This is a genomic window from Actinokineospora alba (genome assembly GCF_004362515.1).
Classification (GTDB): domain Bacteria; phylum Actinomycetota; class Actinomycetes; order Mycobacteriales; family Pseudonocardiaceae; genus Actinokineospora; species Actinokineospora alba.
This window is the reverse complement of sequence record NZ_SNXU01000001.1, coordinates 5,117,199-5,133,395: the sequence shown is the minus strand read 5'-3', so window position 1 is coordinate 5,133,395 and position 16,197 is coordinate 5,117,199. Positions and strand designations below refer to the sequence as shown.

14 protein-coding genes are annotated in these 16,197 nt (G+C 68.6%); 6 read left to right on the top strand and 8 right to left on the bottom strand.

Translation table 11 applies throughout. From position 1 onward, the window contains the following. Positions 1 to 16: 16 nt before the first annotated feature. Positions 17 to 631 (bottom strand): helix-turn-helix domain-containing protein, encoded by a 615-nt coding sequence (locus C8E96_RS23640; RefSeq protein ID WP_091368155.1) that lies wholly within the window; start codon positions 629 to 631, stop codon positions 17 to 19. 220 nt (positions 632 to 851) lie between these two features. Between C8E96_RS23640 and C8E96_RS23635 the strand changes: the two genes are divergently transcribed. Both C8E96_RS23635 and C8E96_RS23630 read left to right on the top strand, forming a co-directional pair. Beyond that, positions 852 to 1,763 (top strand): SGNH/GDSL hydrolase family protein, encoded by a 912-nt coding sequence (locus tag C8E96_RS23635; protein ID WP_166658089.1) that lies wholly within the window; start codon positions 852 to 854, stop codon positions 1,761 to 1,763. Between the two features lie 37 nt (positions 1,764 to 1,800). Next, positions 1,801 to 2,418, top strand: coding sequence for a TetR/AcrR family transcriptional regulator (locus C8E96_RS23630; RefSeq protein ID WP_091368150.1), 618 nt, complete (start codon positions 1,801 to 1,803; stop codon positions 2,416 to 2,418). Between the two features lie 359 nt (positions 2,419 to 2,777). Here the strand turns inward: C8E96_RS23630 and C8E96_RS23620 are convergent, their stop codons facing one another. The 5 genes from C8E96_RS23620 to C8E96_RS23600 are packed head-to-tail and all read right to left on the bottom strand — an operon-like array spanning position 2,778 to position 8,409. Further along, entirely contained in the window at positions 2,778 to 4,988 is a 2,211-nt protein-coding gene (locus C8E96_RS23620) for an acyl-CoA dehydrogenase (protein ID WP_091368147.1), read from the bottom strand. Positions 4,989 to 5,002: 14 nt separating this feature from the next. Beyond that, a complete protein-coding gene (locus C8E96_RS23615) occupies positions 5,003 to 5,881 on the bottom strand; it encodes an SDR family oxidoreductase (protein ID WP_091368144.1) in 879 nt (292 codons plus the stop codon). Between the two features lie 14 nt (positions 5,882 to 5,895). Continuing rightward, the gene (locus tag C8E96_RS23610) at positions 5,896 to 6,735 is read right to left on the bottom strand and encodes a MaoC/PaaZ C-terminal domain-containing protein (RefSeq protein ID WP_091368141.1); all 840 of its coding nucleotides are present in this window, start codon (positions 6,733 to 6,735) and stop codon (positions 5,896 to 5,898) included. Continuing rightward, a complete protein-coding gene (locus C8E96_RS23605) occupies positions 6,735 to 7,166 on the bottom strand; it encodes a type II toxin-antitoxin system Rv0910 family toxin (protein ID WP_091368140.1) in 432 nt (143 codons plus the stop codon). The genes C8E96_RS23610 and C8E96_RS23605 overlap by 1 nt, the downstream gene beginning before the upstream one ends. 31 nt (positions 7,167 to 7,197) lie before the next feature. Beyond that, positions 7,198 to 8,409 (bottom strand): lipid-transfer protein, encoded by a 1,212-nt coding sequence (locus C8E96_RS23600; protein ID WP_324187113.1) that lies wholly within the window; start codon positions 8,407 to 8,409, stop codon positions 7,198 to 7,200. Positions 8,410 to 8,490: 81 nt separating this feature from the next. On the opposite strand from C8E96_RS23600, the gene C8E96_RS23595 reads away from it, so the two are divergent. Continuing rightward, positions 8,491 to 9,189, top strand: a complete 699-nt coding sequence (locus tag C8E96_RS23595; protein WP_091368133.1) for a TetR/AcrR family transcriptional regulator — start codon at positions 8,491 to 8,493, stop codon at positions 9,187 to 9,189. A gap of 69 nt (positions 9,190 to 9,258) precedes the next feature. Further along, positions 9,259 to 11,070 carry an SDR family NAD(P)-dependent oxidoreductase gene (locus C8E96_RS23590; protein ID WP_091368129.1) on the top strand — a complete coding sequence of 604 codons (1,812 nt, stop codon included), beginning with the start codon at positions 9,259 to 9,261 and terminating at the stop codon, positions 11,068 to 11,070. A 210-nt stretch (positions 11,071 to 11,280) separates the two neighbouring features. Here the strand turns inward: C8E96_RS23590 and C8E96_RS23585 are convergent, their stop codons facing one another. Beyond that, complete coding sequence (locus tag C8E96_RS23585) at positions 11,281 to 12,087, bottom strand: SDR family oxidoreductase (RefSeq protein ID WP_091370068.1); 807 nt, start codon at positions 12,085 to 12,087, stop codon at positions 11,281 to 11,283. Between the two features lie 14 nt (positions 12,088 to 12,101). Continuing rightward, entirely contained in the window at positions 12,102 to 13,553 is a 1,452-nt protein-coding gene (locus tag C8E96_RS23580; protein WP_091368125.1) for a flavin-containing monooxygenase, read from the bottom strand. Between the two features lie 85 nt (positions 13,554 to 13,638). On the opposite strand from C8E96_RS23580, the gene C8E96_RS23575 reads away from it, so the two are divergent. Next, complete coding sequence (locus C8E96_RS23575; RefSeq protein ID WP_091368120.1) at positions 13,639 to 14,643, top strand: AraC family transcriptional regulator; 1,005 nt, start codon at positions 13,639 to 13,641, stop codon at positions 14,641 to 14,643. A gap of 81 nt (positions 14,644 to 14,724) precedes the next feature. Beyond that, entirely contained in the window at positions 14,725 to 16,191 is a 1,467-nt protein-coding gene (locus C8E96_RS23570) for a flavin-containing monooxygenase (RefSeq protein ID WP_091368117.1), read from the top strand. The last annotated feature ends 6 nt before the right edge of the window (positions 16,192 to 16,197 follow it).

Sequence of the window (16,197 nt, the reverse complement as noted above, 5' to 3'; positions counted from 1 at the left end):
CTCAAAGCGCTGAACGTCAACCCTGAGGTCGGGCGGCGTTCGACACCGCGCAGGAACCGGCCATCGGGGTGGTCCCGGCGTCCACCGGGTACTGCAGCATCAGCACGGAGGTCACCGGCCCCTCGACCGTCTCGTACAGGTGCGGGAGATGGCCCGGGAAACACACGTAGTCCCCGGGTTCGAGCACGTACGGCTCGGCGACCGGACCGACCCGGAGCACGCCTGAGGTGACCACGACGTGCTCGTAACCGGGGTGTCCGGCGGACTGCTGCACCTCGCCGGGGCGCACCCGCTGGTCGTAGACCTCCATCACCGTCTCGACCAGGTCCAGCCTGCGCAGCAGCCGCAGGTCGACCGCGTTGCTGCTGAGCACGTCGAGCCCGGCCGAGCGGACCAGCACGACCCCGGGCTTGGACTGCTCGGTCAGCAGAGACGAGACCGGAACCCGCAGCGCGTTCGAAAGACTGAACACCGTGTCGATGGTCGGGTTGCCCGCGCCGTTCTCCAGCTGCGAGAGCGTGCCCTTCGCGATCTCCGAGCGCCGCGCCAGTTCCGACAGCGACAGGCCCATCTCCGTCCGCAACGCGCGGATGTTCGCGCCCAGCACCGCCCCGGCACTCTCTCGCCCCACAACGCCTCCCTGGTCCGCCGCGGACGGAACGGTCCACCTGCGCCCAGCCAGATTAACCGGACGCCGTCGCCACACCCGCACTTCAGAGCCGCCGACGCAATATCTGAAACAGCCTCACATTAGTCCGAATGGGTCATTGTGCGTCGGCGAACGCTCGATGACACTTGACCGACCGTCGACTTGGTCGCCCGACCAAATCCATGATCCGATGAGGTGCCCCTTGACGAGTCGCCGAACGCTCGCCGCCGTCGCCACCGCCACGGCCGTCCTCGCCACCCTCGCGCCGAACGCGGCGGCGGCTCCGACTTACCGGGAATACGTGGCCCTCGGCGACTCGTGGACGGCGGACGTCGTCCTGATCGGACCGCCCACGGCCGAACACGCCCCCATCGACTGCGCCCAGTCGGCCGTGAACTACCCGAAACTCGTCGCGACGGCCATCGGGGTCGCGACCTTCCGGGACGCGAGCTGCGGCTCGGCGACCACGGAGCACTTCGCGAACCCACAGACCGGCCTGCCGCTCGGCGGCACGAACCCGCCCCAGTTCGACCGGCTCACCGCGTCGACGGACCTGGTGACGGTGGGGATCGGCGGCAACGACGCGGGCCTGGCGGGGGCGGCGGTTGGCTGTCTCAATCTGCTGCCACCACTCCTGCCGCTGCCCGCACCGCTGGGCAGCTACTGCAAGCAGAGCTGGGTCGTCGGCGGCGTCGACCGGATGTCGGAGAACATCCGCGTCGCGAAGCAGAAGGTGATCACGTCGCTGCGCCAGATCAAGCACCGCTCCCCCAAGGCGCGTGTCCTGGTGGTCAACTACCTGGCGGGCCTACCGGAGACCGGCGGCTGCTGGCCCGTGGTGCCGGTGCTCACCCAGGACATGGAGTGGCTCTCCGCCAAGCTCCGCGAACTGAACGCCGCCCTGCGCGACGCGGCGGCCGTAACCGGCGCCGAGCTGGTGGACACCTACACCCCGACCATCGGCCGGGACGTGTGCCAGGGCCCGTTCACCCGGTATGTGGAGGGCCTGATCCCGTTGTCGCTCAACGGGGTCGCGCTCGCGGTGCCGTTCCACCCGAACTCGGCGGGCGCACGGGCGCAGGCGCAGACGGTGCTCGGGAAGCTCCGCGGGTAACTTTGGCGGGTACCGCTGGAGAAGGAGCACACGCGCCATGACTCGGATGTCGGCCGACGAACGCCGCACGGCGCTGGTCGAGGCCGCCATCAGAGTCATGGCGCGCGACGGGGTCGCGAAGGCGACCACCAGGGCGATCGTCGCCGAGGCCGACATGCGGCTCGGGTTCTTCCACTACTGCTTCGACTCCAAGGAAGCGCTGCTCCTGCAGGTACTCGACGCGATCAACCAACGCAACGCCCGCGTTGCGACCGAGCACGTCGAGGCGGGAAAAAACCTGCGCGACACAGTCAAAGCGAGTGTCGATGCGTATTGGGCACACGTGGAGAGCAACCCCGGCGAACACCAGGTCACCTACGAACTGACCCAGTACGTGCTGCGCGAACCCGCGCTGGCCACGGTCGCCCGCAAGCAGTACGAGAACTACGCACTGGTGGCGACTAGCGTCCTGGAGACGATCGCCGCCGCGACAAAGATGGAGTGGACCGTCCCACTCCCCATACTCGCCCGCTTCCTGCACAACACCCTCGACGGCATCACCCTGAACTGGATCGTCGACCGCGACACCGAGAAAGCGCGCGCCGTGCTCGACCAGGTCACCGACTACCTGGTCGCCTCAGCCCGCCGCCCACGAGCACCCCGCAAGACCGCCTGAACCAGCCCGAACACCCCTCCGCCGAACAGGCCGAGGACACCCCAACCGTCCACAGTGAATACGGCCCATCCCCCAGGCCCGTTGCCCATGCCGTTGCCCCATGGCCGTTGCCCCATGCCCATGCCCATGCCCCACGAACGCAAGGGGCCAACCCAACGGCCTGTTTGGGTGGAGTGGTTTCTTTGGGGGAGAAGAAAGGCCCCTAAACTCGCGTGGTCGTGGGGCCGAAGGCTTCCCACCCGCTTTCCCACGACAGGGGCCTTTCTTCGTAGGGGCCCCAAAGAAACCACTCCACCCAAACAGGCACCCACTTACTCACCAGCCAGCAGGCAACCCCAAACAGGCACCCAGGCAGCAGCTCAGCGATCAGCATCCCGAGGCAAAGAAAGCATCCGCTCCCCAATCACATTGAGCTGCACCTCAGTAGTCCCACCATAAATCGTCATCGCCCGACAAGCGATCACCTGATCCATCCACTTATCGCTCGGCTCCCCCTTCACCGCCACCACCCCAGCAACCCCAAGCTCAGCAAGGCAGAACTCAGCAATCTGCTGCCCAAACCGCATACTCAGGAACTTCCCCACGCTGGACGTAGTACTCACATCAGCACCGGAAAGCTGCTTGAGCACGGTTCGAGCCCCGAGCAGATCAAGAACCTGGTTCTCGCAGACGAACTCCCCAATCCGATGGATCGCGGTGGCGTCGAGGTCGCGGCCTGCGGCGAACCGCAGGAGGTCGGCGAGCGTCGGGTAGGAGGCGTTGCCCCGGCCGAGGGCGACCCGTTCGCTGGACAGGGTTGCGCGGGCGACCGTCCAGCCGTCGTTGATCTCCCCGACCACGCAGTCGTCCGGCACGAACACGTCGTCGAGGAACACCTCGTTGAACAGGGCCGAGCCGGTGGCCTCGCGCAGCGGGCGCACGGTCACACCCGGGGTGGTCATGTCGAGGATGAAGTACGTGATGCCCTCGTGCTTGGGCGCGGCCGGGTCGGTGCGGGCGATCAGCATCGCCCAGTCGGAGAACTGGGCCACCGTGGTCCAGATCTTCTGGCCGTTGATCTTCCAGCCGCCGTCGACCCGCTCGGCCTTCGTCGTCAGCGAGGCCAGGTCCGATCCCGCGCCGGGCTCGGAGAACAGCTGGCACCACACGATCTCGCCGCGCAGGGTGGGCACGACGACCCGCTGCTTCTGCTCTTCGGTGCCGTAGGCGACGATCGGTGGGACGGCCCAGCCGCCCATGAGCAGCTCAGGCAGCTGAATGCCCGCCCGCTTGATCTCCTCGCCGATGACGACCTGTTCCAGCGGGCCGGCGGCGCGGCCGTAGGGCCGGGGCAGGTGCGGCTGCACCCAACCGCCGTCGCCCAGTGCGACGAGTTGGTCCTCAGCGCTGAGCACGGCGACCTCGGCCAGTTCGGCGCGCACCGATTCGCGGATCGCCTCGCTGCCCTCGGGCAGGTCGATGGCGACGGGTCGGGTGACTCCGCTCAGCGCGGACCGGGCGACGCTGTCGGCCCATTCCGTGCTGCGGCCGAGGAGTCCACGCAGGGACAGCGCGCGGCGGTAGTACAGGTGGGCGTCGTGCTCCCAGGTGAAGCCGATGCCGCCGAGGACCTGGATGCAGTCGGCGCCGCAGCGCACGGCCGCGTCGGGGGCGACCACGGCCGCCACCGCGGCGGCGAAATCAGCGGCGGCGGGCTCAACCTGGGAGTCCAGCGCCCGCGCGGCGTCCCAGACGACGGCCCGCGCGCGCTCCAGCTCGATGCCCATGGCCGCGCACTTGTGTTTCACGCCTTGGAACTGGCCGATCGGCCTGCCGAACTGGACCCGCACCTTGGCGTACTCGGCGGCGGTCGAGACGCACCATGAGGCGATGCCCACCGCTTCGGCGCCGAGCAGCACCGCCGCGATCGAGCGGACGCGTTCGGCGGTGAGGCCGTCGAGCACCCGCTCGGCGGGCACCGCCACGCCTGTCGCCTCGACGAGTGCGCAGCGGCGGATCACGTCCATGCTGTCCTGCTCACGGACCTTGAGGTCGGTCTTGTCGAGCACGACCCACCGCACCCCAGAGCTGAGCCGCACGGGCAGCACGAGCACGTCGGCGACCGCTCCGCCGAGCACTCCTACCGTCGAGCCCGACACGACGAGACCGTCGCCGGTCTCGCGGCCATCGAGGGGATCGGCCAACCCCACACCGGCGGTGCGCGACCCGTCCGCCAAGCCGGGCAGCAACTCGGCGCCGACCTTGGCGTCCGCGGCGACCATCAACGCCGAGGCGAGGACGGTCGGCAGCAGCGGGCCGGGCTGCGCGGCCCGGCCGAGCGCCTCCAGGGCGACCGCCAGCTCCAGCAGGCCCGCGCCCTGACCCCCGTGTTCCTCGGGAACGTGCAGGCCGAGCAGCCCTTGGCCTGCCAGCTCGCCCCAGAACGGGGGCAGGCTCTCGGCTTTGGCGTCCACCGCGGCACGCAGCACGTCGGCGGTGAGGTGGCGGTCGGCGAATCCGCGCACGGAATCGGCGAGCGCCAAGTGCTCCTCGGACAGGCCGAGGCCGAGCTCGTAGCCGGTGGGGGCCATGACGGTTCTCCTTCTCAGGCCCAGTCGGCCAGGTGCTCGTCGAGGTTGTCCAGGGTCCACGGGCCGTCGGTCTCCACCGTGCGCCCGCCGCGCCAGCCGTCGAGTTCGAAGATCGCGCCGCCCTGCACGGCGAAGACCTTGCCGTTGAACGGGCACTTCTCGGTGCCGAGGTAGGCGACCAGCGGCGCGATGTTCGCCGGGCTGAACGCGTCGAACTCGCCCTCGGGCACCTCTTGGGCGAACAGCGCGCCCATGCCGGGCGTGGCCAGGGTCAGCCGGGTCCGCGCGATGGGGGCGATCGCGTTGACCCGCACCCCGTAGCGCTCCAGTTCCTGGGCCGCGACCAGCGTCATGGCGGCGATGCCCGCCTTGGCCGCGCCATAGTTCGCCTGGCCCGCGTTGGGCATGAAGGTGCCCGACGCGGAGGCGGTGTTGATCACCGAAGCGGCGACCGGTTCCCCCGCCTTGGAGCGCGTCTTCCAGTACTCGGCGGCGTGGCGCAGCGGGGCGAAGTGGCCTTTGAGGTGGACCGCGATGACCGCGTCCCACTCGGCCTCCGACATGCCCGCGATGAACGCGTCGCGCAGGATGCCCGCGTTGTTGACCAGCACATCGAGCCCGCCGAACTCCGACACGGCCTGGTCGACGAGCGCCTTCGCACCCGCCCAGTCCGCGACGTTGTCGGTGTTGGCGACCGCTTTGCCGCCCGCCGCGATGATCTCGTCGACCACCTGCTGCGCCGGACCCGCGTCCGATCCACTGCCGTCATTGGCTCCGCCAAGGTCGTTCACCACGACAGAGGCGCCCTCGGCGGCGAACAGCAGTGCGTGCTCACGCCCGATCCCTCGGCCCGCTCCGGTGACGATGGCAACCCTGCCATCCAGTGCTCCCACGTTCAGGTCTCCATTCAGGAAGTCAGTTCGGCGAGGCCGTCCTTGACGACCAGTTCACCGTCCACAGTGGTCTCGTAGGCGACCGCCCCGGACCCGGTGGGCCAGATGCGGGTGGTGAGGTCTTGGCCGGGAAGCACCGGCTTGGCGAACCGCACGGCCAGCCGACCCAAGCGCTCCACCCGGCTGTCGGCGAACTCCGTCAGCACCGCCCACGACGTGAATGCCATGGTGCACAAGCCATGCGCGATGATCCCCGGCAGACCGGCCATCTTCGCCAGCTCGTCGTCGAGGTGGATCGGCATCGGGTCGCCGGAGGCCGGTGAGTAGCGGAACGTCTGGTCCTCGTCGACGTGTGCCTTGACCTCCGCGGCCGGGTCCACTGCGCGCAACGACTCGTCGAAGGTGTGGCCGGGAGCCAGGTCGCCCGTGGTGACGCCAGCATCGATCTTGCGGAAGAACGCCGTCATCCACTGCTCGTTGACCAGGCCGCCGTCGGCGTCGACGGTCTCGGTGTAGACGAGCACCGCCGTGCCGTTCGGCTTGCCGTGCACGCCGACCGGCTTGGCCCGCGAGGTCAGCCGGTCGCCCGGGCGGATCGGCCGGTGGAACCGGAAGTCCTGCTCACCGTGCACCAGCCGGGCGAGCAACTCCGGCGGCGCCACCGACAGAGCGGCGGGCACCAGCGAGTTGAACACCGGGACGATGCCGAACACCGGCGGCGCGACCTCACCGTCGAGGTGGCGCTGGATCGGGTCGTTGGTGGCCGCGGCGTACTGGCCGATCCGTTCCGCGGTGACCTCGAAGACATCCGGGTCGGTCCACTGGCCGAGTCCGGCCGTGTCGAACTCGGGCATCAGCCCACCAGCTCGGCGAGCTTGGCCACCGACTTCTCCAGCTCAGCGCGGGTGCTCTTGCCGACCGCCATGCCGATCGGGCCGACGATCATCTGGCCGGTGAACTCGGCGTCGATGTTCGCGCTGGTCGCGTCGCCCTTGGGTTCGACGGACAGGGTGAACGAGACTTTGACCCCGGCCATGCCGGTGCCGCTGATTTTCAGCGAGCGCGGCTCGTCGTGCTCCTCGACAGTCCACTCGATCTTGTTCGCCATGCCCATGACCGAGACGACCTCGGTGATCTTGGAGCCGACGCCGATCGTGGCCGGGAGGTCGCCGCGCCAGCCCTGGTGGATGGTCAGCCACTCCTCGAAGCGGCTCAGGTCGGACACGGTCGCCCAGGCCTTCTCCGGGGTGCAGGGCAGGTCGACGGCGACGTTCACGGTGGTCATATCGGTCTCTCCTTGGTTGTTCGAAGTGTGATCAGCGGTCGGCGGGGCGGTACGCGGTGATGACGACGGCGCCGCCGAGCCCGATGTTGTGCTGCAGGGCGACCTTCGCGCCGTCGACCTGGCGCTTGTCGGCGGTGCCGCGCAGCTGCCAGGTGAGCTCGGAGCACTGGGCCAGGCCGGTCGCGCCGAGCGGGTGGCCCTTGGAGATCAGGCCGCCGGAGGGGTTCACGACCCACTTGCCGCCGTAGGTGGTCTCGCCCGCGTCGATGAGCTTGCCGCCCTCGCCCTCCGGGCAGAGGCCGAGCGCTTCGTAGGTGAGCAGCTCGTTGGTGGAGAAGCAGTCGTGCAGCTCGATGACGTCCACATCGGACGGCCCGATGCCCGCCTGCTCGTACACCTGGCGGACGGCCGTCCTGGTCATGTCCGCGCCGACGAGGGTGATCGCGCTCTTGTCCTCGAAGGTGCTGCGCAGGTCGGTCACCATCGCCTGGCCGACGATCTCCACCGCCTGGGCGGCGAGGCCGTGCTTCTCGACGAACGCCTCGCTCGCGACGATGACCGCGCCGGAGCCGTCCGACGTCGGCGAGCACTGCAGCTTGGTCAGCGGGTCGTAGACCGTCTTGGCGGCCAGCACGTCTTCGAGCGAGTACTCGACCTGGAACTGGGCGTACGGGTTGTTGACCGAGTGCTTGTGGTTCTTGACGCCGATCTTGGCGAACTGCTCGGCCGTGGTGCCGTAGCGCTGCATGTGCTCGCGGCCCGCGGCGCCGAACATGTACGGCGCGGGCGGCATCGCGAACTCCTGCAGCTCGGCGAGCGCGAGCAGGTGCCGCATCATCGGCTGCTCGCGGTCTTCGAAGGTGGCGCCGAGCGAGCCCGGCTGCATCTTCTCGAAACCCAGCGCGAGGGTGACGTCGGCCTGGCCGCTCTTGACCGCCTGGGTCGCGAGGAACAGCGCCGTGGAGCCGGTGGAGCAGTTGTTGTTGACGTTGACCACGGGGATGCCGGTCATGCCCAGTTCGTAGACCGCGCGCTGGCCGGAGGTGGACTCGCCGTAGACGTAGCCCACGTACGCCTGCTGAACCTGGGAGTAGTCGATACCCGCGTCGGCCAGGGCGTTCGTGCCCGCTTCCCGCGCCATGTCCGGGTAGTCCCAGTCGCGACTGCCGGGCTTCTCGAATTTCGTCATCCCGACGCCGATCACGTACGCCTTGCCGCCCACCGGGCCTCCCTCACTTGTCATACCCTTGCCGAAACAGTGTGTCTCACTTAGTTGTCCGTGACAAGGTGTCGCACACAGATTGTTTGGAAGTATCCTCCAGAGATGCTCGAAGCCGAGAAGGATCAGCCCGACGTCGACGGACGGTCGACACGCTGGGACGCGCACAAGGCGCAGCGCCGCCTGGAGGTGCTCGACGCCGCCGTCGCCGCGATCGAGCAGGACGGTCCCGGCGTCGGCGTCAAGCAGATCGCCGACCGGGTCGGCGTGCCGCGCCCGGTCGTCTACCGGCACTTCAAGGACCGCGCCGACCTCGACGAGCAGATCCGGCAGCGGATCATCGATTCACTGATGGCCGAACTCAGCCCGACGCTGCGCCCCGACGGCACCCCGGTCCAGGCGATCCGACGGGCGGTCCTGGCCTATCTCGACTGGATCGAGCAGCACCCGCGCCTGCACGAGTTCCTCGGTGCGGCCGTCCGAGCCGACGCACCCACCGCCGGGTCTCGCATCGTCGCGGGCACCAAGGCGGCGATCGCGTCGCAGGCCGCGCAACTGTTCGCCATGGCGCTGAAGACGTCCGGCAAGGAAACCACCCTCGCTCCGCAGATCGCGTCCGGCATCATCGGCTTCGTCGACGCCTCGGTCAACCGCTGGCTCGCCGACAAGCGCCGCACCCTCACCACCGCGCAACTCGCCGACTTCCTGACCTGCTCGATCTGGGCGATCCTCGACGGCAACCTCAAGGCCCTCGGGGTCGATTTCGACCCGGACCAGCCGATCAGGCGACTGCTCGTCGATTGACCTTGCCGCGGGCCTGAGGGCGTGCGACAGTGGGTGCGACACGATGTCTCACTTACTTGAGCTGGGGCCATGACCACCTACCTCGTGACCGGCGCCGCGACCTTGCTCGGCCGCGACCTGGTCGACAACCTGCTCAACCGCCCCACCTGCACCACCGTCTACGCACTGGCGCGACCTTCGGCCGTCGACCGCCTCAAGCGGCGCTGGGCCGACGACCCGCGGGTGGTGGCGATGGCCTGCGACCTCGACCAACCGGACTTGGGCGCTTCCCTGCCCGACTCGGTCGACCACGTCATCCACCTGTCGACCAAGGCCGTGGCCGCCGTGGTCACCTACGCCCGCACCGCGGGCGCCGTCGCGTTCCACCAGCTCTCCCCCGGCCCCGACGACCGCACCTTGCTGCGCGGACAGCGTGGGATGGACGTGCGCATCTACCGCCCGTCCCTGATGCTCGGCGACTCACGAACCGGCGAGCCGTTCGGCGAGGGCGACCTGCTGAGCCTCGTCTCCCGCCTCGCCCGCCTGCCGAAGGCACTGCCTCTCGCGTGCCCGGACCTGGGGCAGACCAACGTGATCCCGGTCGACTACGCCGCCGCCGTGATCGACCACCTGATCCACCACCACGGCGGCTCGCACCTGACGTACCCGATCACGGCACCGGAGTCCGTCCCGGTACACGAGATCTACAACGCCTTCGCCGACGCGGCAGGCGCCCCCCGAATCACCACGACCGTCCCCGCCGCGCTCACCCGAGGCATCACGGCGGTCTCCACGGCGGCCCTCGGCTTCCTCGACCGAAGCCGCCTCCTCCGCGCGACCCGCCGGGCGGTGCTCGCGGAGTTGGGCCTGTCCCGGGACACACTGGCCCGCCTGTCGACGAACGCCACCGCCAACGACGCTGTGACACGCAGAGCGCTCGCGGGAAGCGGCCTGTCGGTCCCGCCGCTGAGCGACTACGCCCGCACCATCCACCACCACTGGTCCGCGAACATCGACCCCGACAGAGCCTCCCGCCGCCCCCCACTGCAGGGCCGCACAGTCCTGATCACCGGCGCTTCATCGGGCATCGGCAAACACACCGCCGTCCGCATCGCCCGCGAGGGCGCCCACGTCCTCCTGGTCGCCCGCCGCGCCGACGACCTGGCGAAACTCCAGGCGGAGATAGCCGGACAAGGCGGCACGGCCCTGTCCTACCCCTGCGACCTCACCGACAACGACGCCGTCGACGCTTTGGTCAAGCAGGTCTTGGCCGACCACGGCGCCATAGACGTCCTGGTCAACAACGCCGGCCGCTCCATCCGCCGGTCGGTGATCGACGCGACCGACCGCATCCACGACTACGAACGAACCATGGCCCTCAACTACTTCGCGGCCGTTCGACTGACCTTGGGACTCCTACCGTCGATGCGGGACCGCCGAAGCGGCCACATCGTCAACGTCACGACCCAGGGGTTGCAGAACCACACCCCACGGTTCTCCGCCTACCTGGCGTCGAAGGCGGCCTTGGAGGAGTTCGGCATCGTGACCGGCCGGGAGCTGCTGTCGCACGGAATCACTGTGACGTCAGTGAAACTGCCCCTGGTGAGCACGGACATGACCGCGCCCTCGGAACGCTTCAACGCCTTCGGCACCTTACCGATGATGACGGTCGAACGGGCCTCTTCGTTGGTACGCAAGGCGATTGTCAGCAGGCCTGAGACGCTATCTGTGTGGCTCCCATTCGGTAGACACGCGGAACTGGCCTCGATGATCGCGCCACGCACCACACGAGCGCTCGGCCACATCGTCGGTTACGAGGGAATGCCGGATCGACCCCAAGACCGCGCGGGCCTGCCAGCGATGGCAGCAGCTGTCGCTCGAATGGCTTGGCGCCGCCTGTAACCAACAACAACTCCGTTGCCGCACGGTCAACGCAAACGCACGGGTGGGTGGTGTTCGCCGATTCGGCTTTATCTGGGGTTGAAATGGGCCTAAGCTGCCCCGCGATCGGGCAGGATTCCTTTCCTGCCCCGGTGACCGATCGGCCCATTTCAAGGGGTCCCCAGATCAAGCCGAATCGGCGAACACCACCCAGCCGTGCACCCCACTGGCCTACCCCTGCACCCGCGCCTCGTAAGCAGCCCGCGACGCAGAAGGGCCGACAAGAGCGGTATCCGCACCAATAACCCGCATAGCCCAGTCGGACACAGTCCGAGGAAAGAACCGCTGAGCCCGAGTGAGAGCGTTCAACCGCCGAGGCACAAACACCTCAAACCGAGGCCGCTCCAAAGCCCGAACAATCCCCAAAGCCACCGCCTCAGCGGTAACCGGCCGAAGAACCCCGATCTCCGCCAACCCAGAGATCAACTCAGTCCGAACCATCCCCGGCATCACACACGTCACCTCAACCCCAGTCCCCCGCAACTCAGCACGCACCGCCTCAGAGAACCCCACGACACCGAACTTCGTCGCACAATAAGTCGATGCGTTGGGAAACCCGAACTTCCCCGCCGCCGAAGCCACATTCACAATGTGCCCAGACCCCTGCGGCAGCATGAGGGCGACAGCAGCACGAGTCCCATGAATCACCGCATGCAGATTGAGCTCCAACTGCCGCACGGTAGTCGAAGGCGCCTCTTCGGTAACAGCAGCCAACGGCATGATCCCAGCATTGTTGATCAAAACGTCAATCGGCCCAAGAGACCCAAGAAACGCCGAGAACGCAGCATGATCGGTCACATCAAGCGCATGCCCAGACCCACCGACAGCAGCCGCCGTCTCCCGAGCCTTATCCCCGTCCAGATCACCGATCACGACTACGGCACCACGGGCAGCCAGAGCATGCGCCGTAGCAGCCCCGATCCCCCGAGCCCCACCAGTGATCACCACGACCTTGCCACTGAGCGACCTACGCCCCATAAAGCCCTCCAAAACTAGGTGACCTGAAAGTGCGGCAGCACAGGCGAAGCAAGCATCCGCCGATGGACGGCGGGCGTCCAAGGCCACAGTTCGGGCACCCCGTCCGCGCCGAGGTACCAGCTGTCGCAGCCGGTCGTCCACACAGTGGAAGGCATCGCGGACCGCAGAGCCGTGTTGAACTCCTCCGTCGCCTCCGCGGTCGGCACGACCGTCGACACCGAGCCCGACCGGATCCGCTCCAGCCACCCCAGCACATAGTCGGCCTGCGTCTCGGCGATCGCGATCAGCGAGTGGTTGCCGATCGGGCTGTGCGGCCCGATCAGCGTGAAGAAATTCGGAAACCCCGGCACCGCAACGGTCCGATAGCCGCGCGGTCCATCACGCCAGGCGTCGGAGAGGGTCTGCCCGTGTTCGCCGACGAGCTCCATCGGCCGCAGGAACGCGTGCGCGTCGAACCCCGTCGCGAGCACGATGACGTCGACCTCGTGCAACCGCCCATCCGACGTCCGAATGCCCGCGGGCTCGACCCGCGTGATCGAGTCGGTGACGAGGTGCACGTCCCGACGACGCAGCGCCGGGTAGAACGAGGCGGACATGATGAGGCGCTTGCACATCGGGTCGTCCGGCGGCGTCAGCTTGGCGCGCAGCCGGGGGTCGCGAATCGCGAGCCGCAGGTACGACCGGCAGACCTCCGCGACCGCCGACCGCTGCCAGCCCGGCTCGACGGCGGCGTGGCCGAACACCAACTCCATGATGTGCTGATACGACCTGTAGCTCAGCCGGTTCAGCCCAGGCACCACACGGAGAGCGGCGCGGGAAACCGGGCTGTACGGCAGTTGCGGCAGCGGCAGGATCCACTGCGCGGTCCGCTGGAACAACGTCAGCGGCTTCGCCACACCCGCGAGCGCCGAGGTGATCTGCACCCCCGTCGACCCGGTCCCGATGACCGCGATCCGCTTGCCGCGCAACGGCACCGAGTGGTCCCAGCGAGCGGAGTGGAAGGCGGCCCCGGCGAACGACGACAGTCCCTCGATGTCGGGCAGCCGCGGCTCCCGCAGGATGCCGGTGGCGGCGATCAGCACGTCGGCGTGGTCGGTGTGCCCGTCGGTGGTCCGCAGCCGGTAGCGGCGGCCGTCCCAGTCGGCGCGCGCGATCTCCGAGTCGAACCGGATGTGCCGACGCAGCCCGAGATCGGCGGACGCGCCGACGAAGTAGCGCTGGATCTCCGCGCCCGGCGCGAAGTTGCGGCTCCACCCGGCGTGCGGGGCGAAGGAGTACGAGTAGAACCGCGCGGGAACGTCGCAGCTCAGGCCCGGGTACGTGTTGTCCCGCCAGGTGCCGCCGACCTCGCCCGCGCTCTCGTGCACCACCAGGTCGTCGAACCCGGCCTGGCGCAGCTTCGCGGCCATGCACAGCCCGGACATGCCTGCCCCGACGATCGCCACCCGCGGCTGCCCTGCTGCCATCCCATCACCGTAGGAACCCGGACCACGCCGGGCCATGATTCAATCGGTCAGCAACCTGTATTTTTCGGACAGCCGGAGGCCGCCGATGCCGACCTGGGACTTCCCCCGCGGCCCCGTGGGCGCCCGGTTGCTGCTGAAAACCGGCCTCGACCACGGGCTGAGCGCGCGGCAGTGCCTCGTCGGGACCGGGCTGGCCGAGCACGACCTCGACGAACTCGACCGGATCGACGCCACCCAGGAGCTTCGGGTGGGCCGCAACCTGGTCCGCAGGCTCGGCGACCTGCCCGGACTCGGCGTGCAGGCAGGCCGCGGCTACACCCTGGGCGCGGTCGGCGTGTGGGGTTTCGCGCTGCTGACCAGCCCGACGTGGCGCGACGCGATCGAGGTCGGGGTCCGCTTCTTCCGCCTCACCACGGCGTTCGTCCACCCGGTGCTGCGGCGCGACGACGACCAGACCGTGTTGGCCCTGCTCGACGACGAACTCCCCGCCGACGTCCGCGACCTCCTCGTCGAACGCGACCTCGCCGCCGTCGCCGCCTTGGTCAGGCTGCTGATTCCCGAGGTCCCGGAGGTCCGGATGGAGGTGACCCTGTCCGCGCCGCGAGCGAAGGCGCTGGCGGCGGTCCTCCCCGGTCTGCAGGTCCTCAGTGGACGCCCGCGCAACCTGATCACGCTGCCCGACGAGTTGCTCGCCACCCCGCTCCCGCAGGCCGACGAGCACACGTGGGACGCCTGTAAGCGCCAGTGCCAGGCCCTGCTCGACACCACCGCCGAACGCACCGGGATGGCCGCCCGGGTCCGCTCCGCCCTGCTCGCCCACCCCGAGCACAACGTCGGCATGGACGAGGTCGCCGCCCGGCTGCACCACGACGTGCGCACCCTGCGCAGGAGGCTGGCCGACGAGGGGACGTCCTTCCGGGCGCTCAAAGCCGAGATCCACCACACCCTGGCCGTCGAGATGCTCGGCACCGTCGGGCTCAGCGTCGCCCAGGTCGCGCAGCGGCTCGGCTACTCCGACCCGACCAGCTTCACCCACGCCTTCACCCGCTGGACCGGCACCTCGCCGAGCTCGTACCGCGTGCGCGACTGACTCGTTTACCAAGGCCGGACAACACGCCTCGTGGCAGACTCGGCGATGTCTGACGAGCCGGTGGACAGGAGTGAGTGCCCGATGACGGACCAGCCGCAGCATGTGAACGTGGTGATCGTCGGGGCGGGCCTGTCCGGGATCGGTGCGGCCTGTCACCTCCAGGCCGAACTGCCCGCCAAGACCTACACGATCCTCGAGGCCCGCGACAGCATCGGCGGCACCTGGGACCTGTTCCGCTACCCCGGCATCCGGTCCGACTCGGACATGTTCACCCTCGGCTACCGGTTCAAGCCGTGGACCGAGCAGAAGGCCATCGCCGACGGCCACCACATCCTGAGCTATGTCAAGGAAACCGCCCGCGAGTACGGCGTCGAGCGGCACATCCGGTTCGGCTACCGGGTCGTCTCGGCTGAGTGGTCGAGCACGCACGCCCGCTGGACGGTGCGGGCCTTGCGTGGCGACACCGGCGATGCGATGGAACTGACCTGCGACTTCCTGCTCAGCGCGACCGGCTACTACCGCTACGACGAGGGCTACCTGCCGGAGTTCGCGGGCACCGAGCGGTTCGGCGGGACGATCGTGCACCCCCAGCACTGGCCGGAAGACCTGGACTACGCCGACAAGCGGGTCGTGGTGATCGGCAGTGGGGCGACCGCGGTGACGCTGGTGCCGTCGATGGCCCCAGACGCGGCGCACGTGACGATGCTGCAGCGTTCACCGAGCTACATCGTGACCATCCCGGCGAAGGACGCCATCGGCAACGCCCTGCGCAAGGTGCTGCCGGGCAAGCTCGCGTATGCGATCACGCGGTGGAAGAACGTGCTCATCGCGACCGGCTTCTACCAGCTCAGCAGGCGCAGGCCGGGTTTGGTGAAGAAGCTGCTCCGCAAGGCGCTGCAGCGGCAGCTGCCCGCCGACTACGACATCGACACGCACTTCAAGCCGTCGTACAACCCTTGGGACCAACGCGTTTGCCTGGTGCCCAACGGCGACCTGTTCCGGTCGATCCGCCGGGGTCAGGTCTCGATCGTCACCGACCGGATCGAGACCTTCACCGAGACCGGCCTGCGGCTCGCCTCCGGCGCGACGCTCGACGCCGACATCATCATCACCGCCACCGGCCTGAACCTGCTGGCCTTCGGCGGCATGGAACTCGTCGTCGACGGCAACTCGGTTAAGCTGCCGGAAACCATGGCGTACAAGGGGATGATGCTCTCCGGGGTGCCGAACTTCGGCTACATCGTGGGCTACACCAACGCCTCGTGGACGCTCAAGGCCGACATCGCCTGCGAGTACATCTGCAGGCTGCTCAAGCACATGGTCGACAACGGCTACGACTCGTGCGTTCCCGAACGCGACCCGGCGGTGGCCGAGGAGCCGTTCATGGACTTCTCCGCCGGATACGTCCAGCGCTCCATCGGCAACTTCCCCAAGCAGGGCGAGAAAGCACCGTGGCGGCTGCGGATGAACTACCTCCGCGACGTGTTCACGCTGCGCCACTCCCCCATCGCCGACGGCGCGATGAGGTTCGGCCGCCTGCGCGTCTGACCAACC